A 20,676-nucleotide genomic window follows, 5' to 3' on the forward strand; every position below is an offset into this window, starting at 1 on the left:
TAATCACTCCTTATTTAATTTGTTAAAACTTGAACAGAACCTCTAAAAACAAACGCACAACTACCCATCTCAGCTTCTAAGTCAAATAAAGTTACTTTCTCTAAAGGTTTAAATGTTAAATTTTGTTTTGATAAAACAATAATTTCTGAACCTAAATCAGCCGAAGCTAATCGATAGGCATAACAATCAAAATCTCGTCTCACATCGTCTTTTCGTAAAAAATAAAAATCTCCATTTTCATTAAAATCAATTTTCATTACATGCTCACTCCTTATTTAATATTTGTTTGACATCCGCCACAAAGTCATATTGTTCCATGAGAGGCGCATCAAATAAAATCGGTTCATTATATTGTCCAAGTATTGAAATATAACCACGTCCAATATCTGATTCATGAATCGGTTGAAAGTCTTTATCTGTTTGACCAAAGGTCATACGATAACCGTCAACTGACAAATTACCCATCGACACACGTAAGCCCAATTGGTCACGCACGTTACCTTTAATCACATCTGCATCAGGTCGCTGTGCTGTTAAAAACATAAATACACCAGCTTGACGACCTTTCATAATGATGTTAATTAAATAATCATTCATTTCTTGAAGTTCTTTTTTATCTAAAGTAGACGTGAACGCTGTCACTTCATCAAAAATCACAAAATAGGGTGGTAAATCAAAGTTTCTAAAATTACTGCCTAATTGATAATGTTCGCTTTCACTCATCATTCTAAAGCGATGTTCCATTTCTTCATTGGCTTCTCTCAATTGTTTAAAAATTTGACCTTTCGTATCTGCCACTTTTTCAGCACCGATCACATTTTTCATAAATGATAAATCAGATACTTTCGGGTCTAATAACCGTACTTCTGCATCACGCTTAAATAATTCTCTAATCATATAGAATAAAAAGTACGTTTTACCGCCACCGGTCACACCAGTAATTAAAGCATGTGGTGCTTTCACAAAATCCCAAAGGATTTGATGTGTAATATAAATCTTCGTATCATAATAAGTTGTCTCTGGTGCTTCTGTACCTTCCATAACGATACGTTTTTTATATTTAAGAGGCATAAACTCATATCTCAAATAACGTCCAATATGACGCTTCTCAACAAGCTCACAATTAAACATCGGTTCAATGATTGATTCTAATTCTAAATAGTCGTCTTGAAAACGTGAACCATCTTTTTTGACATGTATCACAAATGTTTTACGTCTACGTTTATAAAACAATGTTGGATAATAATCATATTCTGTTTTCTTATAATCAATATCTAAATACTCTATTGTTTTCTTAATCACTGTGCGATTATGAAAGCCTTGTGTTTCAATCATTTCAGCCAAATCTTTTTCACGAAATCTTAAAACAAGTTGCGCAAATAATTTTGCGATAATAAAAATAACCAAGGTACCAATCACAAGATATAAAAAATGTGGCTTAAAGTACTGATAGACTTCAACCACATCTAAAGCTTTTTGTTGACCAATATAACCTTGCCATAACATTAATATTCGATAGGCTAAAAAGATAAATGCGAACACACCCGCAAAAATAAAATCAATATATTTAAAATAAGGTTGAATACGTACACCTTTAAATAAAGCAATTTCATTCATTGCCATTAAATCACTCCTTGCCATGTTCATAACGCTTCATTGCTTCAATAACGATATTAACTTGTTCTTCTCTACGTGCTAATTTATAACCTTCATACCAACCAAATAACTCCTTAGTCTTTCTTTGATGTCCTTCATAAGCAGCTTTTTTATATTTTTCATAACGTGGTTTTAAAACAATTAAAGAAATTATTGCAGTAACAACAATCATCAAAGGAATCAAGTAACTTATCAATTTCTTTTCACATCCTTAAAACAATCATCTAAAGCTGAATCATAAGACCGTAATTCAATTGAATTACTTAAATACTTAACAATTGAGACATCTACATTTAATTCTTTACAAAGCATCTTAAATGTAGAACTTTCAAAATCAACATACCGATTTATGATTCTAATTAAAGAAAAATAATATATCGCAAAAACAAACAAAATAGTAAAAATAATTATAATTAACAATTTTAAAAATATTAGCATAAAATCATTCCTTATATCGCAAATTTTTCTTCTGCTTTTGAACTTGCTGAATCTTCTTGTGTTCTAAATGCTTCCGTCATTTCTTCAAAAGGACAATGTACGACCATTTTGCCCACACGTCCGTAGAAATCACTGAAAATGCATTGACCTTTCTTCAAGTCTTTCAACATTTCCATATTCTCAGGACTTTCTTTTGAATATTCTAAACCAAGCGATTTTAAAATATCCTCTCGTTCATCTTTTTCATCAAATGCGAAATGACAACCAAAGTTACCGCCGTCTTCATCGGCTTTATCTTTAACAGATTGGGTAATAAAAACTAGCGAATTATTTTCAGATCGACCCATACGTTTAATACCTTTAGCTACTTTTTTACCTTGTCGTGAGGCACTAAATGCCCAACCTTCATCAATAAAGAGTGTTGTTTGTATCTGTCTACGTGAACCAAATTTCTGTAAAAATTTACCGATTAAAAGCATTAAAGTAATCCCATTTTTCTCACCAGTTGAATAACCCGATGGGTCATCACCAGCCTTCGGCATATCTAAACCTTGAACTTGTAATATCGTTGCTTTTTCTTGAATATTCAAAGCCGGATTACTACCATCACTAAACACAAGTTTTAATATATTATTTTGTGTTTTTTCAAAAAGTAAATCACCAGCTTGACTTACATGTTCATCTTCATCATTTTGAAGCTTTTTAATTACATCTAATGACCCAACTTGTTGACCTTTTTCACGTTCCTCAACTGTTTCAGTAATAGCCCTATAAATTGCTGTTTCAACACGATGTTCATTTTCAAAGGATTTAATTTCATCAAATACTGATTTCAACATTTCATTAGCTTCAATACCATCAAGAAAAACAATCGGGTCTAAACAACCATAATTACTAGGCTTTTTATAATCCAATGTCACATACTTAAATGTTTTTAAATGATTAACAAATAGGGGATATTTACGTTGCATGTCTTCACTTTCTGTAATTTTATTAAACCAATCTGCAAATTCACTTTTCGGGTCCCAATAAATCATTTGACCTTTAAAGAATGATGTATATATCCAAAGTAACTTAGCTAAAAATGATTTACCTTTACCTGTTTGACCTGTGATTAATACGTGTGGGCTATCACTGACTGCTCCTGATATACCTTTGGCTGCTAATAATAAACTAAATAAAATAATATCTCTTGAACTTGCAACGGCTTCCTCACGTGAAACAGAACGTATAAACTTATCAATACGTCCGATATAAAAACCAGTTTTTGTACCTAAACTTTGCGACACGCCAAATAAATTTTCTGCAATCCCAGTTGCTGTCGTACGTTGCACCCAATATTTATTAATAAACAATGGATTGCCATGTAAAATTTGATAATAAAGTTGTAATTGGTCAGCTAATGGATTAACCGCATAAATATTTGTTTCTTTTAAACGTTTAATTAAACGTTTCGCTTTACGCTTACAATCCTTTAAATTATCGCTCTTAATCACAAATGAACAAGACCACTCTATAAATACACCTGAACCTGTCACTTCTTTTTCCATTTGTTCTAATACGAATAAATTATCTTGAATATCTTCAGATGCATTATCACCAGCTGATTGTTTTTCTCTTGCTTGTGCTTTATGATTAATTTTTGCACGATCAAATTTCTTTTTTACTTTATCATTCTCAACAATTTTTGCTTTTACATGACATTCCACAGGGAACGGCATATTTTGTGCTTTTTCATAAATATGTGTAAATTCCATATCAAGTGGAAAGTCGTCAACAACAATTGTTGTTGTATAGAATGTTTCATTTTCATTTGTCACTTTCAATACACGCATATTTGTAGGGTCAATCACCACATTACATACATCTGTTACGGCACGTCTTGATGATTCCTCTTGTACATCATGCGTCGCATTTGAAATAAATGGCTTACGCACGATATAAGCAAGCTCATTTTCAGTTAAGCGTTCACCCTCAATACTTAAAAAACTATCCGCAAGTTCTCGTTCAAACACTTCATAACGACTTAATACTTTTTCATCTAATGAAACATTAAAACCAAAATTCGAAATCATTCGTTCCGCTGTATCTGATAATGTACTCTTAAGCATTTCTTTAATCGAAATCGCATCATCACTTAATTCTCGAAGTTTCACACCCATGACAAACGAGTTACGTGTAATCATTTGTAATTCTTGTTCTAACACATCAATCGTTTCTTGGGCATAATAATTAGCCACATCAAACGCTGAATCATCAAAGTCTTGACTAATTTCTTTAAATTTATTACGTAAATCTAAATCATGCTCATACATTTCAAAATGAAAATCCTGATAACCTTTAATCGATTCAAGAAAATATTTCATACGTTTTTTTGAAGCTTCTTTTTTATCGTAATTGGCTGTTGAAATAGATTCAGAACGAATACGATAATACGCCCAAACTTCACCGCTTTTCGTTAATAACAAATTATTTTTCATCCCTGCATAGGGGGCTTTTAACTCCATGTCATCCCTCCATTAAAAATAGCCCCGTTAGGGACTATTTCAATTTAATTATTTTCTTGTCATGATATTTCACTTCTTCATCATATGCATAATGTACATTGCGCATTTGAATGTTAAACACATACATCATAAAATCCCAAAGAAAGAATATCAGTTTCTTACCATCTTGTTTTAATTTTACTAATTGCTTCGTCATATAATAGGGGAGTACTGTAAAATAAATAATCGTTAAACCTGGTACTAAAGACGTTAATGTATTAAATCCAGCCTTAAGATATAATAATATTAAAATCAATTCAATCACAAACAACGTACCGACCCAGTCTAAACGAATACCTTTTGACCACCGGTAACTTCCTGTAAATTCATACATCACAATCGGCTGTTCAAATGTTCGTTTCAAATTGTAAGCTTTTTTATCCATATCGATCAGCTCCCAAAAATCAACTTCCAAAGCCCTGATACTGAATTAAACACTGTTTCAGGACCTTTGGAAATCAAGAACATCAAACCACCAATCACAAACAATGCAAGCATATGACCATATTTACCCGTTGCCCATTTTACAATACCAACAACCAATACAATAATACCAATCGCAGTACCAACCTCTTTATTAACCCATTGACCAAGTGGATTAATGGAAGGTGCATCACCTAGTACAAACATTAAATTAAATAAATGTTCCATCACTTTAACCTCCAATTGTTGTTGTTAATTTTTTAACATAATACTTACCGTCTTTTTTCGTAATATCTAAGGTGTAATGTTCTAAGTTTTCAAGTGGTGACCCTTTATCTTTCATTAAAACCTCTGCTTTAACAACATAATCGTCACCATTAGGATAAATACGTAAATCACTGATTTTAGACACTTCACGTGTATCTTCTAACCCTTCGGGGTTATCCATTAAATAAGCCATATCATCCGATTTACTTTTACAATATTTATCAAAAAACTCTTCAACAAATGCTTTTAGTTTCGGATTATCTTCACGCTTTTCATTCTCCAAACTATCTTTAACAAGTGTTGCTTTTTTCAATTGATTACTTGGAATCGTAGAAAAATGAGGGTATTCAATCACCACGTACTTATTATTTTCACTTTTAACTGGAATGTTTAATAATGCCTTCTTAGTTTCTGTTCGTTCTTTTTCTTCTGTCTTTGTTTCATATTCATCCTTTTTATCTTTGTCCTTTTTATCCTTTTCCTTTTTAACTTTAACCTCCTTTTTCTCTGTAATTTTTAAATCGTAACTTACAATATACTGAATGATTGTTTGTTTATCTTTACGTTTAATATTAAAAAATTCTTTTTCATTCAGCTTACGCTCAACATTTTCAGTATTTTCTGTAGGTGTCTTATAATCAGAGGGATAAAAATCCGCTAACGCTTTTTGTCGCTCTTCTTTTGCCTTACCATCTTTAGGAATAGTCATATATGCATCAATATACTTATCAGCATATAACTTTAAATTAGGATTATACTGAACTGTTTCAGCGTTATCTTCATATTTCTTTTGAATTTCTTGCGTTTTATTAACTGCTTCTTTACTTTCGTTGTTCGCTTTAGAAGCTCTAATGAAAGAGGCAATCAACAAAATGGTTAACAACACTAAAATCATATAAAAAACAATCACAATCTTTTTTCTGTGATTGCGATACTTCGGTAATGATTTACGTTCTTCTTCAGGAACATCAAAACGCTTGCCTTTTTTTGAAAATCTTGATAATATCAACTTGTTGATGATACTCAAAAAAGCTTTACGTATATTACTTAGAAAAGCTTTGATAGGAATCATCTCCTTTCTTTTTACGCTTTAGATTTTCTAAATAATGATTAATTCTATCGGTGTGTTCATCATTAAATGATGAATGCGCCAATATTTTATTCAGAAAATCTGTATCCCCAAGTAATCCTTCGGATTGTGCCATTGCTTCAGCTGTTAAAACCGTATCTAACGTGGTAGCTACTTGTTTACATAACCAATCAATATTATCCTCAATTGACTTTAAACTCGGTTTTATACTTAAACTAATTTTATCAGCACCTTTAATAAAACGTGACCATTCTTGATATACTGGCCACCTTGATTTTCGACTATCTGATACATCTTTCGGCTCAGTTACAAAACGCATACTATTATTTAAAACACCTTTAACAATATCTGATATGCTTGATGTTTCTGTTAAAATATTTGCGCAATTTTCCGCATTACTTCGTCGCATTTGTATTTCATAACGATTCCATAATCCAAAATCTTCAACAGGTGTTTTTAATTTATACGCCATTTCATAGTTCTTTTCATAAAAGCGACAGTACATATCACTTTTTTTAGAGCCGATATAAAAAGTTGAACCTTTAGACTGTCCGTTGGACAATTTAAAACCAGCAATTGAACTCGCTGTTCTAAATTTTGAAATACATTCACCATGCTCAGCCTTTTTAATTAATCGTGGTATTTTTAAATATGTTTTTGTATCATCAATCGCAATATCAATTCTTGTAAAACGCGCCTTTTTAGCCGCACAGCGCTTAAAAAAGTCTTGCCACGTTTCATTGCGGTTGATTAAATAATGTTCAAATTCTCGACAACCAGAACCAGTTAACTGTAGATGAAAGCCCATACCCTCATCTTTATCCGAATAAAAGATTTGAATATTACCAAACGTATAACCACGATTGTAAAAGTACAAGCCACTATTACGATGTTTAAACACTGCCCGAGGCAGTTTCAAAACATCCTCCATAATGGTGAAAATAGAGGGCACCTGAAAAGTCACTTGAACCCAGTCAACAACTGCCTCCAAGCCACATTTTTCTGGCTTCGCTACCCCCCTATTAGTAAGGGGGGTAGAAGCTTGATTTTCCATGAAAAAACCTCCTATCAAATCGCAAGCGATTTGATAACTTAAGGCTGTCGCTTCCCTTTCTTAACGCGCCTTTGTCGCAGGCTCCGCCCAAATGCTTAACGCCGTCCCGGCTTGCATTTCTGCGCCTGCAGGCGCTAAAAGTCCAGCTCGCCTTAAGTTAAACAATACAAATGATATATTTAACTATCTACATCACCAATATAGATACAATCCTTCAAATCAATTTGTAGTAATCGCCCGTGTCCTGCTTCTTTCAAACTAAAACACAATAAGCAGACGTCAGTGTATATCCTCGGTCTGCCTGATGGTAAACGACTTTTAACATAGTCACCATTAAATTTTTCTTGTATTTCCTTTGCGATAAGCATTAATGATAATGCTTCACCTGTATTAATTCTAGATGCAATATATGACAACATGCCTTCAGATAATTTTAAAGTACGTGCATAAGGCGCTAAGTTGTCAGCTGTATAAAATTCCATACACTAACCTTGTTGTGCACCTTTTTTATGTTGAATTGTCGCAATTTGTCTAATATCTTCTGCCTTAATACTCGGTTGAATTGAATGGAAATCACCTGAAGATTGTACATATTGTTTTGCTTCTACACCTACAAGTTCACAAACTGACATAATATCAAGTTTTACTTCTTTAGGTACTTTTACTGTTACTTGTTCACCTTGTCCAGTTGACGCTAATTTGTATGCATATAATTTTTGATCGGTTTTTTCTCCATCTTCATATTTGTATTTCTCATCAACACCCATGAAATATAAATCTCCAAACGTTTCTTTTAAATCAAATTTCGGACTCCATGCCATAATAAATTCCTCATTTCTTTTTATAATTTTTATTTATACGCTTTATGCTTTTGTTTCTAAACTATAAATATCATCAGCTGAAAAGCTTGTATATAAATTACAATAACCTGTATTCATATCTTGATATACTCTAGGTTTGATTGTTAAATTATCAAAATCAACACGTTCTAAAGAATCAAAGTATTTTTCATTTGACAGTCTAACTTTAACTTGTTCACCAATATCAACACATATAATCGTATACAGATAATAAGCTTCATCAAACCGCGATATTTTTTCAACATGGGACAAATAACGAAACTCTTTCCCCATAGTTGCTTCAATATCAATGACTGGTTCTATCATAAAAGTCACCTCGGCAGACTCATACAAATCAGAGTTTTTTAGGGTCGCACGAATAGGAATAACTCCCGCAAATCCGTACCACTGCATTTTTGATAATGGAGTGTCTATGCTTCTCCTGACCTATTCAATTTTTTTGAAACCTATCGGTTCATCACCTCAAAGAATTCTAGGTCTAATTTATCAATATGATACATCTTGCATATAAATGCGTTAGACACACCATACTTTTTTAAATATACATAATCCTTATAAGTGAATTGATAGTCATTATTTTTCGCTTTATTACACACATCTAATATACAAAAATATGCAATTTTATACATCTTACAAATATGACGTTTTGAAATACCATGAAATCTTAAAATAACAAAATTTCTATAATCTAAACGCTTAAAATCATAAAAATAAGGTGTAAACTCTGTCATAACGATCAATTCCTTTCTTAAGAATTTGTTGTTAATTAGAGTTTACACCACACTTTCGCATTTAAATCTTTATAACTAATATTTTTTTTGTTTGAAAGTTTTAATTCAGATAATGTTGGTGTAGATGCGCCATTTACTGCAATTGTATAGGGTACATAACTTTCAGCTTTTGCTTTAGATCCTGTTTTAACAGTAATTTCAATTTTTTTAACATCTTTCGCATGAACTAGATTTGCTGAATAGTCCTTTGAATTTAAATATACAACTCTCTTACCACCATTTTTAAAGTAAACAGTGTAGTATGCTTTTTTTGCATGTTTCAAATCACGATCACTAACGCCTCTATCATATTTCAATACTGATTTAACTTTTGCTGTTAAATTTTTGTAATTTGTCCAAGGTTTATTTGAAAATGAAAGATTCGATAAAATGTTTGTAGATGTACCATTTAAATTAATTGAATATGGAACTTGATAATTTACTTTAGCTTTATCTTTCACATGTTTTTTAATATCTACATTAATATTGATACTTTTAATATTACTTGTATTGATTAAATTCGCTGTGTAAACACCTGATTTTAAATCAATTACTCTCTTTGTCCCATTTTTAAAATGAACTGTATATTTTGCTTGCTTCGAAAGTCTCAAATCAATATCACTAATTCCTCGATTTGATTTTAAAACTGATTTTACTTTATTCTCCAAATCTTTATAGCTAATATTTTGGTTCTTATTAAATGTTAAACTTGATAATATGTTTGTAGATGTACCATTCACAGTAATTGTATATGGTACTTGATAATTTGTTTTAACTTTATTGTTATCTTTCACATGCTTTTTAGTATCTACGTTTACACTAATTGCTTTAATATCACTTGTATTGATTAAGTTCGCTGTGTAAACACCTGATTTTAAATCAATTACTTTCTTTGTCCCATTTTTAAAATGAACTGTATATTTTGCTTGTTTTGATAGTCTTAAATCAATATCACTAATACCTCGATTGGATTTTAAGACTGATTTCACTTTATTCTCCAAATCTTTGTAACTTATATTTTGGTTCTTATTTAAAGTTAAACTTGATAATATGTTTGTAGATGTACCGTTCACAGTAATTGTATACGGTACATTAATTTTAGAATATCCGTGATGTAACGAACTTGATGATTTATCCAATTGCTTAGCTGCGGCAGATGCTTCGTTAGTATTAAAGTTTGCTCCTGTTGATGCTATAACACCTAATGCTAATGTTGTTGTAATCAATGACTTAAATTTCATAAATTATCTCTCCTTTTTTATGTAATTCGTGATTGCAACTTTATTATAGCCAGATTCTCTTTATTTTTTGAATTAACTGAATATTAATAATAAATTATCTTTTGCAACAATTCTTTAATTCAGTTAAAAATTCAATTAAACTTGCTTAACTGATTAATTTAGTACGTATAAAAAGTTGTTTGTTTATATGTAGACGATTACTTAAACTTACAAATCAAAAACACACTGTTCTCTCAATTACAACTGCATCAATCAATTATATTCACTTATCTTTATATGTATAAATCATTTGATTAAAAATATAAATTCGATTTAATAATTAATTTAAAATCAGTTAATCAATTTTGTAGCTATTTTGTTGTAAGCTATTAATAAGGAGTGATACTGATGATAAAAAAAATAAAATCTAATACTTTAAAAAAAGCTGCAACACTTGCATTAGCGAATTTGATTTTAGTTGGTGCGCTTAGCGAAAACAATGCAAAAGCCGAGACTAAGAAAGATGATACTGATTTAAAATTAGTCAGTCATAATGTTTATATGTTATCGACCGTCCTTTATCCGAATTGGGGACAATATAAACGTGCTGATTTGATTGGACAATCTTCTTACATCAAAAATAATGATGTCGTAATATTTAATGAAGCATTTGATAATGGAGCATCAGACAAATTGTTAAGTAATGTAAAAAAAGAATATCCATATCAAACACCTGTATTAGGACGTTCAAAGTCAGGTTGGGATAAAACTGAAGGTAGCTATTCATCAACAGTTGCTGAAGATGGTGGCGTAGCAATTGTAAGTAAATATCCTATTAAAGAAAAAATCCAACATGTTTTCAAGAGTGGTTGTGGATTTGATAATGATAGTAACAAAGGATTTGTTTATACTAAAATTGAAAAAAATGGTAAAAATGTTCATGTCATTGGAACACATACACAATCAGAAGATACACGTTGTGGTGCTGGTCACGATAGAAAAATTAGAGCTGAACAAATGAAAGAAATCAGCGACTTTGTTAAAAAGAAAAATATTCCTAAAGACGAAACTGTATATATCGGTGGCGACTTGAATGTCAATAAAGGTACACCTGAGTTCAAAGAAATGCTAAAAAACTTAAATGTTAATGACGTTTTATATGCAGGTCACAACAGTACATGGGACCCGCAATCAAATTCTATAGCGAAATACAATTATCCAAATGGTAAACCAGAACATTTAGACTATATATTTACAGATAAAGATCATAAACAACCAAAACAATTAGTCAATGAAGTTGTTACTGAAAAACCAAAACCATGGGATGTATATGCGTTCCCTTACTATTATGTATACAATGATTTTTCAGATCATTACCCAATCAAAGCCTATAGTAAATAGTGCTCAACTAAATCTATCGCTTCGTTCAATAAGTTCGAAGCGATTTTTTATGTCTTTAAGTTAAATTAAACTCGTTAGTCCAAATTTATGTAAAATAATTATAAATATATAAAAACTTAATCTATTACATTCTATTTTTACTAGTTTCTTCATTAATATAATAGATTCTTCATTTTCAAATCATATGCTTGTTCCAATATAATCTATATTCCTTTTAAAATTAGATAAAAGAAACCTGCTACGTTTTTGTTCGCAGCAGGCAACTTTTCAAAGCTTATTTTTTCTCTTTATCATTAAGTACTTTTACAAATTTAACATTATGTGTATCCCAATCAACTTCATATAATGCTGATAATTTTTCTTCTTTTTTATTTACATGGTTTTCACCAGACCAATAACCCCAAAAACCATGGCGATTCCAATCTAATTTATAATAATCCATTGATCTTTTATAATGAACAACAAATTTTGATTTACCTTTGTCTTTTTTATCATGTGACATAACAGCTAAAAATTCTGGATTGAATCCTTCAGATACAGTTACAGGCATTTTATCTTTAGGTGTAAAATTATCTTTTGCCCATAAATTTCCATTTCGTGTTAATGAAAAGATTTCACTTTTAGTTCTATTGTCACTGTCGTTAGTTAATTGTCTTGTATGATCATGTCCCATATTATTTATCAAATGAGCTTCTACTTTCCAACCTACACCTTTATTCGACGTAGATTGATCAAGTAATGTACGATATGAAGGTTGTTGATAACTAATCGTTTCAGAATAATTACTCTCTTTTGTAATATTTCCAGTTAAGCCACCACGATTAATTGAAAAATCTCCACCCGTTTTATAACCATACGTATATTTTACTTCTCTTGATTCATCTTGATTTTTTGGTGCAAAGTCAGTCACATTTGTATTGTTGTTGTCATCAACGTTTTGAATTGAAACTGAATAAGATCCTGGCCACCTTAATGTGCTATTCCAATAACCATTTGGCTCTAAAATTCTCAAACCACTGCCAATCGTACCTTTTGCTTTAATAAATACTGTTTCTTTATCGTAATTAGGTTCAGTTAAAAAATTAAACTGTAAACTTTGAGTAATATTTTTCTGACTATCACTTGTTGTAGCTGTACGTGTATACATTTTAGTATCGCCATCCAGGTTCTTCTCAGAAACTTGTTTAATTTCAGAATTAATTTTTGCATGAGAAGTTACCGGAAATACAGTTAATGCAGTAGATATTGCCAAACTACAAATTGTAATGTTTTTGAATAATGGTTTAATCATTTGTAATCCTTCCCTTCGATTTTATCCTTCTTTATAAGGTTTATTGTCATCAGAATATTTATCAACGACTTTAACGGTTTTATTTTTCCAATCAACTTCATAAGTCACTATTAATCTTTGACCATCTTTATTTTTTTCTAAAATTGGAGGGGCATAATGTATTCCAGGTCTATTTTTTAAAATATCTTGATTACGAGTGTATGTTACTTCAAATCGTGTTTTTTCATTTGACTTTTCATTAGATAAATAAGTTAAAAATTCTGGATTAAATCCACTTCTTACTAATGCCGGGTATCTATATTTTGAAGCAAAGCTTAGTTCAGGATTTTCTACAGTAGCAATTCTCGTGTTTCTATAGAATAATAATTCATCATTTCTATTTTTCACTTCTCCACCATACTTCAAGTCATTCGCGATAACTGACCAATGTACATGCCAGTTATTATTTTTACCGCTGGCAATTGTGTCATAATTTTGCTGATTATAACTAATCGTTTTTGAATAGCTATTTGATGATGTTCGTCCAATCCCTTTTAAAGAGTCGAATTTACCACCTGAGTTATATGAAAATGTACTGTCTACTTTCGCAGTTGAAATTTTATTTTTCGGCAATTGGTCTAATATTTCAGTTTTACGATTTCCTTTTACTTGAAAATCTACATGGTATTCACTTGGGTACCTTAGCCAATTTGAATTTTTTTCTTCTTTATGAGATTCAAATTTTAGGTTTGAATGTATTGAACCTTGCTTTTTAACAAGTAATACATTTTTGTCATAAGTTGGATCATCAATAAAGTCGAATTGTAAATTTTGAAGTATATTTGTTTTCTCATCATATACTGTTTCAGTACGCTTTGTAACTTTACCATTTTTACCGATATCATCAGGTTTTGGTGTATTTTTATCTTTATCATTTACAGAACGTTTATCTTTATGTTGAGATTTATCAACATTTTCTTTCTTAGATTGGTTTTGATCTTCTTTCGACGTATTCGCTGAAGTATCTGCTGCTGTTAACAATAAAATCGCACATGATAATGAAGACGCTAATAATACACGCTTTTTATTTTTCATTGCTATAACCTTCTTTCATATAAATTTCATATATTTAATAATTGTTGATATGTATCGACATGTGAATAGTATCACAAAATCAAGGAATATATATTTAACTATTTATTAAATCATTTTGTTTATATTATTAAATACTTTTTTTGCTATAAAATTAATATGTGTACAAGGTGTTTTATTCAGTAAGTATTCTTATTAGAAGTAATTGTATGTAGGTACGTAAAATGTAGTTGTTTTGTTTAAATAAATTTTATTGCAACCTTTTTATTCCAAAAAAGAGCTAATAAAAAAACAACGTCCTTCTGTATATAGAGGTTTAATTCTGTAAATCAAAATTAAATAACGCACTATACTCTTTAATGAAAATAATGTTTAAGTTCAAAGAATATGTTTATATAGTAATATATACTATTTTTTAAAGGTGTGAGCTGAATGACAATTTTTAGTGAAAAAGAAAAAGTTCAATTATTAGCAGATATTGTTGAACTACAAACTGAAAATAATAATGAAATTGACGTTTGTAATTATTTTAAAAATTTATTCGACAAGTACGATATTAAATCTGAAATTTTGAAAGTTAATGAACACCGCGCCAATATCGTTGCAGAAATCGGTTCCGGCTCACCTATACTTGCATTGAGTGGTCATATGGATGTTGTTGATGCAGGAAATCACGATAATTGGTCATATCCCCCTTTTCAACTGACAGAAAAAGATGGCAAATTATATGGCCGAGGCACTACAGATATGAAAGGTGGTCTAATGGCTTTGGTCGTATCTCTAATCGAATTAAAAGAACAAAATGAATTGCCTCATGGAACGATTAGATTACTGGCTACTGCTGGCGAAGAGAAAGAACAAGAAGGTGCCAAATTATTAGCTGATAAAGGCTATTTAGACGATGTCGATGGCTTAATTATTGCTGAACCAACTGGATCTGGAATTTATTATGCACATAAGGGGTCTATGTCATGTAAAGTAACTGCAACTGGTAAAGCTGTCCATAGCTCAGTTCCATTTATTGGTGACAATGCAATTGATACACTGCTTGAATTTTATAATCTATTTAAAGAAAAATATTCAGAGCTTAAAAAACAAGATACTAAACATGAATTAGATGTTGCGCCTATGTTCAAATCATTGATTGGAAAAGAAATTTCTGAAGAGGATGCAAATTATGCATCTGGTCTTACAGCTGTATGTTCGATTATAAATGGCGGCAAACAATTTAACTCTGTACCAGATGAAGCTTCACTTGAATTTAACGTAAGACCAGTTCCTGAGTATGATAACGACTTTATAGAATCGTTTTTTCAAAATATCATTAATGATGTGGATAGCAATAAGCTTTCACTCAATATTCCAAGCAATCACCGACCTGTAACAAGCGATAAAAATAGCAAATTAATTACTACGATTAAAGATGTAGCTTCTAGTTATGTAGAACAAGACGAAATATTTGTTTCAGCGCTTGTAGGTGCAACGGATGCTTCCAGCTTCTTAGGAGATAATAAGGACAATGTTGATTTAGCCATTTTTGGACCAGGTAATCCATTAATGGCACATCAAATCGATGAATATATTGAAAAAGATATGTACCTGAAATATATTGATATTTTTAAAGAGGCTTCCATTAAATATTTAAAAGAGAAATAAGAAAGATACTGTCAGCAATGTTTTTGTCTTGTTGACAGTTTTTTAATGCGAGTTTTAAGTTAATAGAAATAGCGATGAATATTGTTTGAATGTAAATGAACTACAAGGATTAAGAACATTTTCATTGATTAAGTGATGTAAAACTGAAATTATGGTGCTGATTTGTTATACATATATTGACTAATGGTCATAAAGAAAGACGCCTTCCAATAGTTTAGTCGACTAATGGAAAACGTGTCATAATAAAATATATTTTCGTGTATTCTAATATTTTCTTGTAATGAATCATAATCGTCCAAAACCTAACTTTTTAGTTAATAAAAACTAGAAAATGAGATTATATTATTCCTACCATGCCATCATATTCTGTTAGTCATTTAAAGGTTTAATTTTCTATTAAATTTAAATATACACAACTTCTTATAAAGTAAATTTTCACCTAATAATTGAACTATTTGATTCACATAGCCTATAAATCCACAAATATAGTTATGTTATTAACTAGGTTTTGGTTTATATAATGCTAAATATGCACCCATACATGCTAATATAATCCCGACTACTAAATTTATACTTAAATGAGTTTCTCCCATAATAACACTTGCTATACCACCAATTGCAGGAAACATAGCAACCATGTAACCACTTTCAGTTTGCTCCAATATTATTAATTAATTTCAGATAGAAAAACCAGGCTAAAAATGAAGCTAGAATAGATAAATATAATAAACCAAACCAAAAATTTAATTCTAATGGAAATGAATACCTATATCCTTTGAAACTAGTATAAATAAGTAAAAATATCACTGCTGATAACATACCAATTGTATTTGACAAAACAGGATGAACTTTACTTTCACTGTTATATAAAGATAAAACATCACCAATTGACGTTATGATAGTACCTAAAAGAGCAAATGCTACACCAATTATAAATTCATTTGTTAAGCTGTTTAAATCAGGATATAAGATTACAACTACACTTACAACTCCTAGTCCTCCCCCTATATATATTCTGTTAGAAATTTTCCTCTTGAATACCATACTAATAAATATAGGTGTTAATATGGCTTTCATTGAAAAAATCAATGTAACTATAGCAGCTGAACTATAGAAAGTACCGTAATAAAGAAGCAAATAACTTATAGTAAAGTTACATAGTCCAAAACCAATTATCGTAAACCAATTTGTATTATTTAATTTCAGTTTTTTAAAAATAAATATGAACATTACACCGAATAGCGAAAAAGCAATTAAAGATCTATACAATAAAGCAACTTCTAAAGGCAAACTATCTCCTTGTATCTTTACCGCTATAAAGTTTAATCCCCATATAAACATGCAAAACAGGTACATTAAATAATTCATAATTACACACTTCTCCTAATGTTCAAAAAATCAAAAACATAAACAATTGAAGAAACCAATAAATCCATTTGTTCTTTTGTGTGATTTGGCGTTACATTAATTCTAAATCTTTCAGTACCAATTTCTACAGTAGGTGAATTAATTGCTTGAACATAAATATTAAATTTATCTAGAAGTAACTTAGCTGCTTCCTCACATTTTTTTGAATCTCCAATTATAACTGGGAGTATATGTGTCTTACTTTGTTTCAAAACTTCAATACCATTTTCTTTAAATTTTTCTCTTAAGTATTTCGTTTTATCTTGCAATTCTTCTCTTAATTTATCATTACTTCTGACTATTTTTATACTAGTTAAACAACCCGCAGCAATAACCGGAGGTAATGCAGTAGTAAATATAAAACCTGAAGAATATGATCTGATTACATCTATGAGTAGTTGATCTCCGGTTATATATCCTCCTATTATTCCGATTCCTTTTGCCATTGTAGATTGTATGATGTCTATATCTTCCTGAACACCAACAACATCAGAGTATCCTCTTCCTTCTTCACCATACATGCCAATTGCATGTACTTCATCTAAAAAAGTTAAAGAATTATATTCTTTTGCTAATTCGACTATCTCTACTATCGGCGCAATGTCTCCATCCATTGAATATACAGACTCAAATACTATTAACTTTGGTATATTAATATCATATTGATTCAGTAATTCATTTAAATGTTTAACATTATTATGTTCAAAAATTTCAATCTTATTTTTAACACTTCTCAAAGCATTTATTATAGACGCATGATTTTTAGAATCAGAAAATACAATCATTTCTGGGAATATTCTTAATAAACCTTGCAAAGACGCATCATTTGAAGAGTATCCTGTTGGAAAAACTAAAGCTGAGTCCTTTTTATGCCATTTTGCTATCTCATTTTCTAATAGTTTAAAATATTTATGGCTTCCACCAATATTCCTTGAACCACCTGCCCCTGCACCATATTCTTTTAAAGCATCACTCATTACATTTATTACTTCTTGATTTTGAGACATACCTAAATAATCGTTACTACAAAACACAACAACTTCTTTACCGTCTTCCCCTTTGGCTAATGGATATTTGTTTGCAATCCTGTTAATCTCAGTAAATATTCTATAACTTCCTTTTTCTTTTAATTCAGCAATTTTGTCAAAAAATAAAGTTTTATACATTTTTATCTCCTTTTTTTACCAAATTTTATGTTAAAAATATTACCAATGATAAACAGATTCATCCCTTTTTTATTATTTATTTCATTATAAAACAAATTAAATCTTCAATCAATTGAAAATTAACAATTTTCAGATTTTAATAAAATGTATTTTCTGATATTTTAATAATAAATTAATAAAATATTATATAATTTGTCTTATTCGAGAATTTTATTATGTCATATGAGTATAAATTTGAAAAGTTTTCTCAAATATCTTATGAATATTTTGTTAGTATAAATAATGTGTAATGTAACATTATTAAGTATTATTTATTAAAGTGAAAAATATAAAACTGAAATTATAGTGCTGATTTGTTATACATATATTGCATTGTCTGTTGAAATTGGGAATCCAATTTTTCTTTGTTGAGGCCCACCCCAACTTGCATTGTTTGTAGAATTTCTTTTCGAAATTCTCTGTGTTGGGGCCCCACCCCAACTTAAATTGTTTGTAGAATTTCTTTTCGAAATTCTCTGTGTTGGGGCCCCTGACTAGAATTGAAAAGTAATACACATTAGTAACATTTCTATTTTCATTTATGATATTATCTAATTATTAATTTATAATATAAAGGAGTATGCAATTAAAATGAACAAAGTCCACAAACCTTTATATTTTTATTTAATGCTATTCTTCTCTACAACTATCATAGGTGCACTTTTATTGTATTTACCTTTCACTGGTAAAAAGCCAATATCTTTTTTAGATGCCCTATTTATAGCTTCAAGTGCTTTTACAGTTACTGGCCTATCTCCAGTTGATATAGGGTCACAGTTTAATATACTTGGTGAAATAGTAATACTATTATTAATTCAAATAGGTGGTCTGGGTATCGTAACCGTAACCCTATTGACACTAGTATTTTTAAATAGAAAGATATCAATGAAAAATAGATTTTTGATTATGGTTACATGGAATATTGACGAACCTGGTGGTGTTATTAAGCTAATTAAACACTTGGCTATTTATAGTTTAGTCACTGAATTAATTGGTATGATTTGTTTGTGTTTATCTTTTATACCAAAATTTGGTATAGGCAAAGGATTATTTTTAAGTTTATTCACATCAGTATCAGCTTTTAATAATGCCGGATTTGCCCTTTTTAAGAATAACTTAATAGATTATTCTAGTGATCCAATTGTCATTATTACAATCTCAATACTCATAATATTTGGAGGTATTGGACATTTTGTCGTAATAGACTTTATTAATTGTAAAAAATTGAGTAAATTATCTTTACATTCTAAATTAGTCTTAACTACAACTAGTATTCTAATAATTATAGGAGCTATTACATTCTTTTTATTAGAACAGTTTAATACTATGCAACATATGGGACTAATTGAAAAATCGGAAATTCTTTTTTCCAATCAGTAACAACACGAACAGCGGGTTTTAACAGTATTGATATAGCAAGCATAAACAAATCTACCGCCTTAATGTTAATGCTACTTATGTTTATTGGTGGTGCCCCTCTTAGTGCAGCTGGAGGAATTAAAATAACTACTTTTGCAGTGGCGTTTATATTTGTTCTAAATTATATACGTAAAGAAAATAATGTTTCAGTATTCAATAAAGAAATATCTGACAAACATATAAAACTATCTATTGTTACCATTAATATTTCATTTCTATTTATCAGTATCATTACTTTTATATTATCGATAATTAATCCAAACATATCATTAATCAAGTTATTATTCGAAGTGGTTTCTGCATTTGGAACAGTAGGGTTAAGTATGAACCTTACCACAGAATATCATGGTATTACTAAAATAATTATTATATTCGTTATGCTTTGCGGTAAAGTAGGACTATTAACTTTATTAAGAACATTTATACCACCAAAAAGTCCTAAAAATTACCGCTACACTAAAGGACAAATTTATCTATAAAATAACTATCCATCTTTAACAAGAAATGAACTAGTGTTTTAATCTATTAAATTTAAAAAACTACCTAAACAGGTAGTTTTTTTATTTATTTTAGGCCGATTAAATGTCTTATGTCTTTAATTAAGTAAAATGCACAAGTACACCTTTAAAAAGATCTACTCAAAACTAAACTATACAATGATTTAAATATTTAAAACTTATTTTTTACTAAGTTAACCTCAATTGTTGAAAAGATGAATGGAAATGATAATTTAATAATATACACTTTTGATTGTTTAAACATGTACATTTTCTAAAATTCTAGAGATAATTTTATTGCTGTGAATAACAATGATATTATCTTCAGACATAAATACGGATTTTGAAGTTACTGCTCTTTCATATTTACAAAAATTAATAATTGTTATGATGAACTTAAACATG

General features: G+C 30.0%; 19 protein-coding genes and 2 pseudogenes. 3 read left to right on the plus strand and 18 right to left on the minus strand.

Annotation, left to right across the window (positions count from 1 at the left end; genetic code table 11):
- Positions 1-14: 14 nt before the first annotated feature.
- The 13 genes and pseudogenes from ML436_10155 to eap form a co-directional block, all read right to left on the minus strand.
- Positions 15-257: a hypothetical protein gene (locus tag ML436_10155; protein UMT77506.1), complete on the minus strand. Its 243-nt coding sequence runs from the start codon at positions 255-257 to the stop codon at positions 15-17.
- Positions 258-264: 7 nt separating this feature from the next.
- Entirely contained in the window at positions 265-1,623 is a 1,359-nt protein-coding gene (locus ML436_10160) for a cell division protein FtsK (protein ID UMT77507.1), read from the minus strand.
- A 4-nt stretch (positions 1,624-1,627) separates the two neighbouring features.
- Positions 1,628-1,852 (minus strand): hypothetical protein, encoded by a 225-nt coding sequence (locus tag ML436_10165; protein ID UMT77508.1) that lies wholly within the window; start codon positions 1,850-1,852, stop codon positions 1,628-1,630.
- A 253-nt stretch (positions 1,853-2,105) separates the two neighbouring features.
- Positions 2,106-4,601, minus strand: a complete 2,496-nt coding sequence (locus ML436_10170) for an ATP-binding protein (GenBank protein UMT77509.1) — start codon at positions 4,599-4,601, stop codon at positions 2,106-2,108.
- Positions 4,602-4,635: 34 nt separating this feature from the next.
- Complete coding sequence (locus tag ML436_10175; protein UMT77510.1) at positions 4,636-5,025, minus strand: conjugal transfer protein; 390 nt, start codon at positions 5,023-5,025, stop codon at positions 4,636-4,638.
- A 5-nt stretch (positions 5,026-5,030) separates the two neighbouring features.
- Positions 5,031-5,291 carry a TcpD family membrane protein gene (locus tag ML436_10180; protein UMT77511.1) on the minus strand — a complete coding sequence of 87 codons (261 nt, stop codon included), beginning with the start codon at positions 5,289-5,291 and terminating at the stop codon, positions 5,031-5,033.
- Positions 5,292-5,295: 4 nt separating this feature from the next.
- The gene (locus ML436_10185; GenBank protein ID UMT79515.1) at positions 5,296-6,357 is read right to left on the minus strand and encodes a conjugal transfer protein; all 1,062 of its coding nucleotides are present in this window, start codon (positions 6,355-6,357) and stop codon (positions 5,296-5,298) included.
- 16 nt (positions 6,358-6,373) lie between these two features.
- Positions 6,374-7,474: a replication initiation factor domain-containing protein gene (locus tag ML436_10190; GenBank protein ID UMT77512.1), complete on the minus strand. Its 1,101-nt coding sequence runs from the start codon at positions 7,472-7,474 to the stop codon at positions 6,374-6,376.
- Positions 7,475-7,653: 179 nt separating this feature from the next.
- A complete protein-coding gene (locus ML436_10195) occupies positions 7,654-7,956 on the minus strand; it encodes a hypothetical protein (protein ID UMT77513.1) in 303 nt (100 codons plus the stop codon).
- Between the two features lie 3 nt (positions 7,957-7,959).
- The gene (locus ML436_10200) at positions 7,960-8,295 is read right to left on the minus strand and encodes a YdcP family protein (protein ID UMT77514.1); all 336 of its coding nucleotides are present in this window, start codon (positions 8,293-8,295) and stop codon (positions 7,960-7,962) included.
- A 42-nt stretch (positions 8,296-8,337) separates the two neighbouring features.
- Positions 8,338-8,640: a transposase gene (locus ML436_10205; GenBank protein ID UMT77515.1), complete on the minus strand. Its 303-nt coding sequence runs from the start codon at positions 8,638-8,640 to the stop codon at positions 8,338-8,340.
- A gap of 140 nt (positions 8,641-8,780) precedes the next feature.
- A complete protein-coding gene (locus ML436_10210) occupies positions 8,781-9,065 on the minus strand; it encodes a hypothetical protein (GenBank protein ID UMT77516.1) in 285 nt (94 codons plus the stop codon).
- 50 nt (positions 9,066-9,115) lie between these two features.
- Positions 9,116-10,345 (minus strand): annotated as a pseudogene (gene eap / locus ML436_10215) (extracellular adherence protein Eap/Map).
- A gap of 387 nt (positions 10,346-10,732) precedes the next feature.
- Here eap and sph point away from each other — a divergent pair.
- Positions 10,733-11,725 carry a sphingomyelin phosphodiesterase gene (gene sph, locus ML436_10220; GenBank protein ID UMT77517.1) on the plus strand — a complete coding sequence of 331 codons (993 nt, stop codon included), beginning with the start codon at positions 10,733-10,735 and terminating at the stop codon, positions 11,723-11,725.
- A 274-nt stretch (positions 11,726-11,999) separates the two neighbouring features.
- Here sph and lukG read toward each other — a convergent pair whose 3' ends face one another.
- On the minus strand, positions 12,000-13,016 hold the full coding sequence (gene lukG, locus ML436_10225) for a bi-component leukocidin LukGH subunit G (protein ID UMT77518.1): 1,017 nt from the start codon (positions 13,014-13,016) through the stop codon (positions 12,000-12,002).
- Between the two features lie 21 nt (positions 13,017-13,037).
- Complete coding sequence (locus ML436_10230; GenBank protein ID UMT77519.1) at positions 13,038-14,090, minus strand: leukocidin/hemolysin toxin family protein; 1,053 nt, start codon at positions 14,088-14,090, stop codon at positions 13,038-13,040.
- 429 nt (positions 14,091-14,519) lie between these two features.
- On the opposite strand from ML436_10230, the gene ML436_10235 reads away from it, so the two are divergent.
- Positions 14,520-15,743 carry an ArgE/DapE family deacylase gene (locus tag ML436_10235; protein UMT77520.1) on the plus strand — a complete coding sequence of 408 codons (1,224 nt, stop codon included), beginning with the start codon at positions 14,520-14,522 and terminating at the stop codon, positions 15,741-15,743.
- A 497-nt stretch (positions 15,744-16,240) separates the two neighbouring features.
- Here ML436_10235 and ML436_10240 read toward each other — a convergent pair whose 3' ends face one another.
- Genes ML436_10240 through hemA form a run of 3 tightly spaced genes read right to left on the minus strand, consistent with a single transcriptional unit; the run spans position 16,241 to position 18,316 of the window.
- On the minus strand, positions 16,241-16,381 hold the full coding sequence (locus tag ML436_10240) for a multidrug transporter (protein UMT77521.1): 141 nt from the start codon (positions 16,379-16,381) through the stop codon (positions 16,241-16,243).
- 10 nt (positions 16,382-16,391) lie between these two features.
- A complete protein-coding gene (locus tag ML436_10245; GenBank protein ID UMT77522.1) occupies positions 16,392-17,111 on the minus strand; it encodes a DMT family transporter in 720 nt (239 codons plus the stop codon).
- 2 nt (positions 17,112-17,113) lie between these two features.
- Complete coding sequence (hemA, locus tag ML436_10250) at positions 17,114-18,316, minus strand: 5-aminolevulinate synthase (protein UMT77523.1); 1,203 nt, start codon at positions 18,314-18,316, stop codon at positions 17,114-17,116.
- 630 nt (positions 18,317-18,946) lie between these two features.
- On the opposite strand from hemA, the pseudogene ML436_10255 reads away from it, so the two are divergent.
- Positions 18,947-20,253 (plus strand): annotated as a pseudogene (locus tag ML436_10255) (TrkH family potassium uptake protein).
- Positions 20,254-20,676: the final 423 nt, after the last annotated feature.

Origin of the sequence: Staphylococcus roterodami, from assembly GCA_022493055.1 — a bacterium.
GTDB lineage: Bacteria > Bacillota > Bacilli > Staphylococcales > Staphylococcaceae > Staphylococcus > Staphylococcus singaporensis.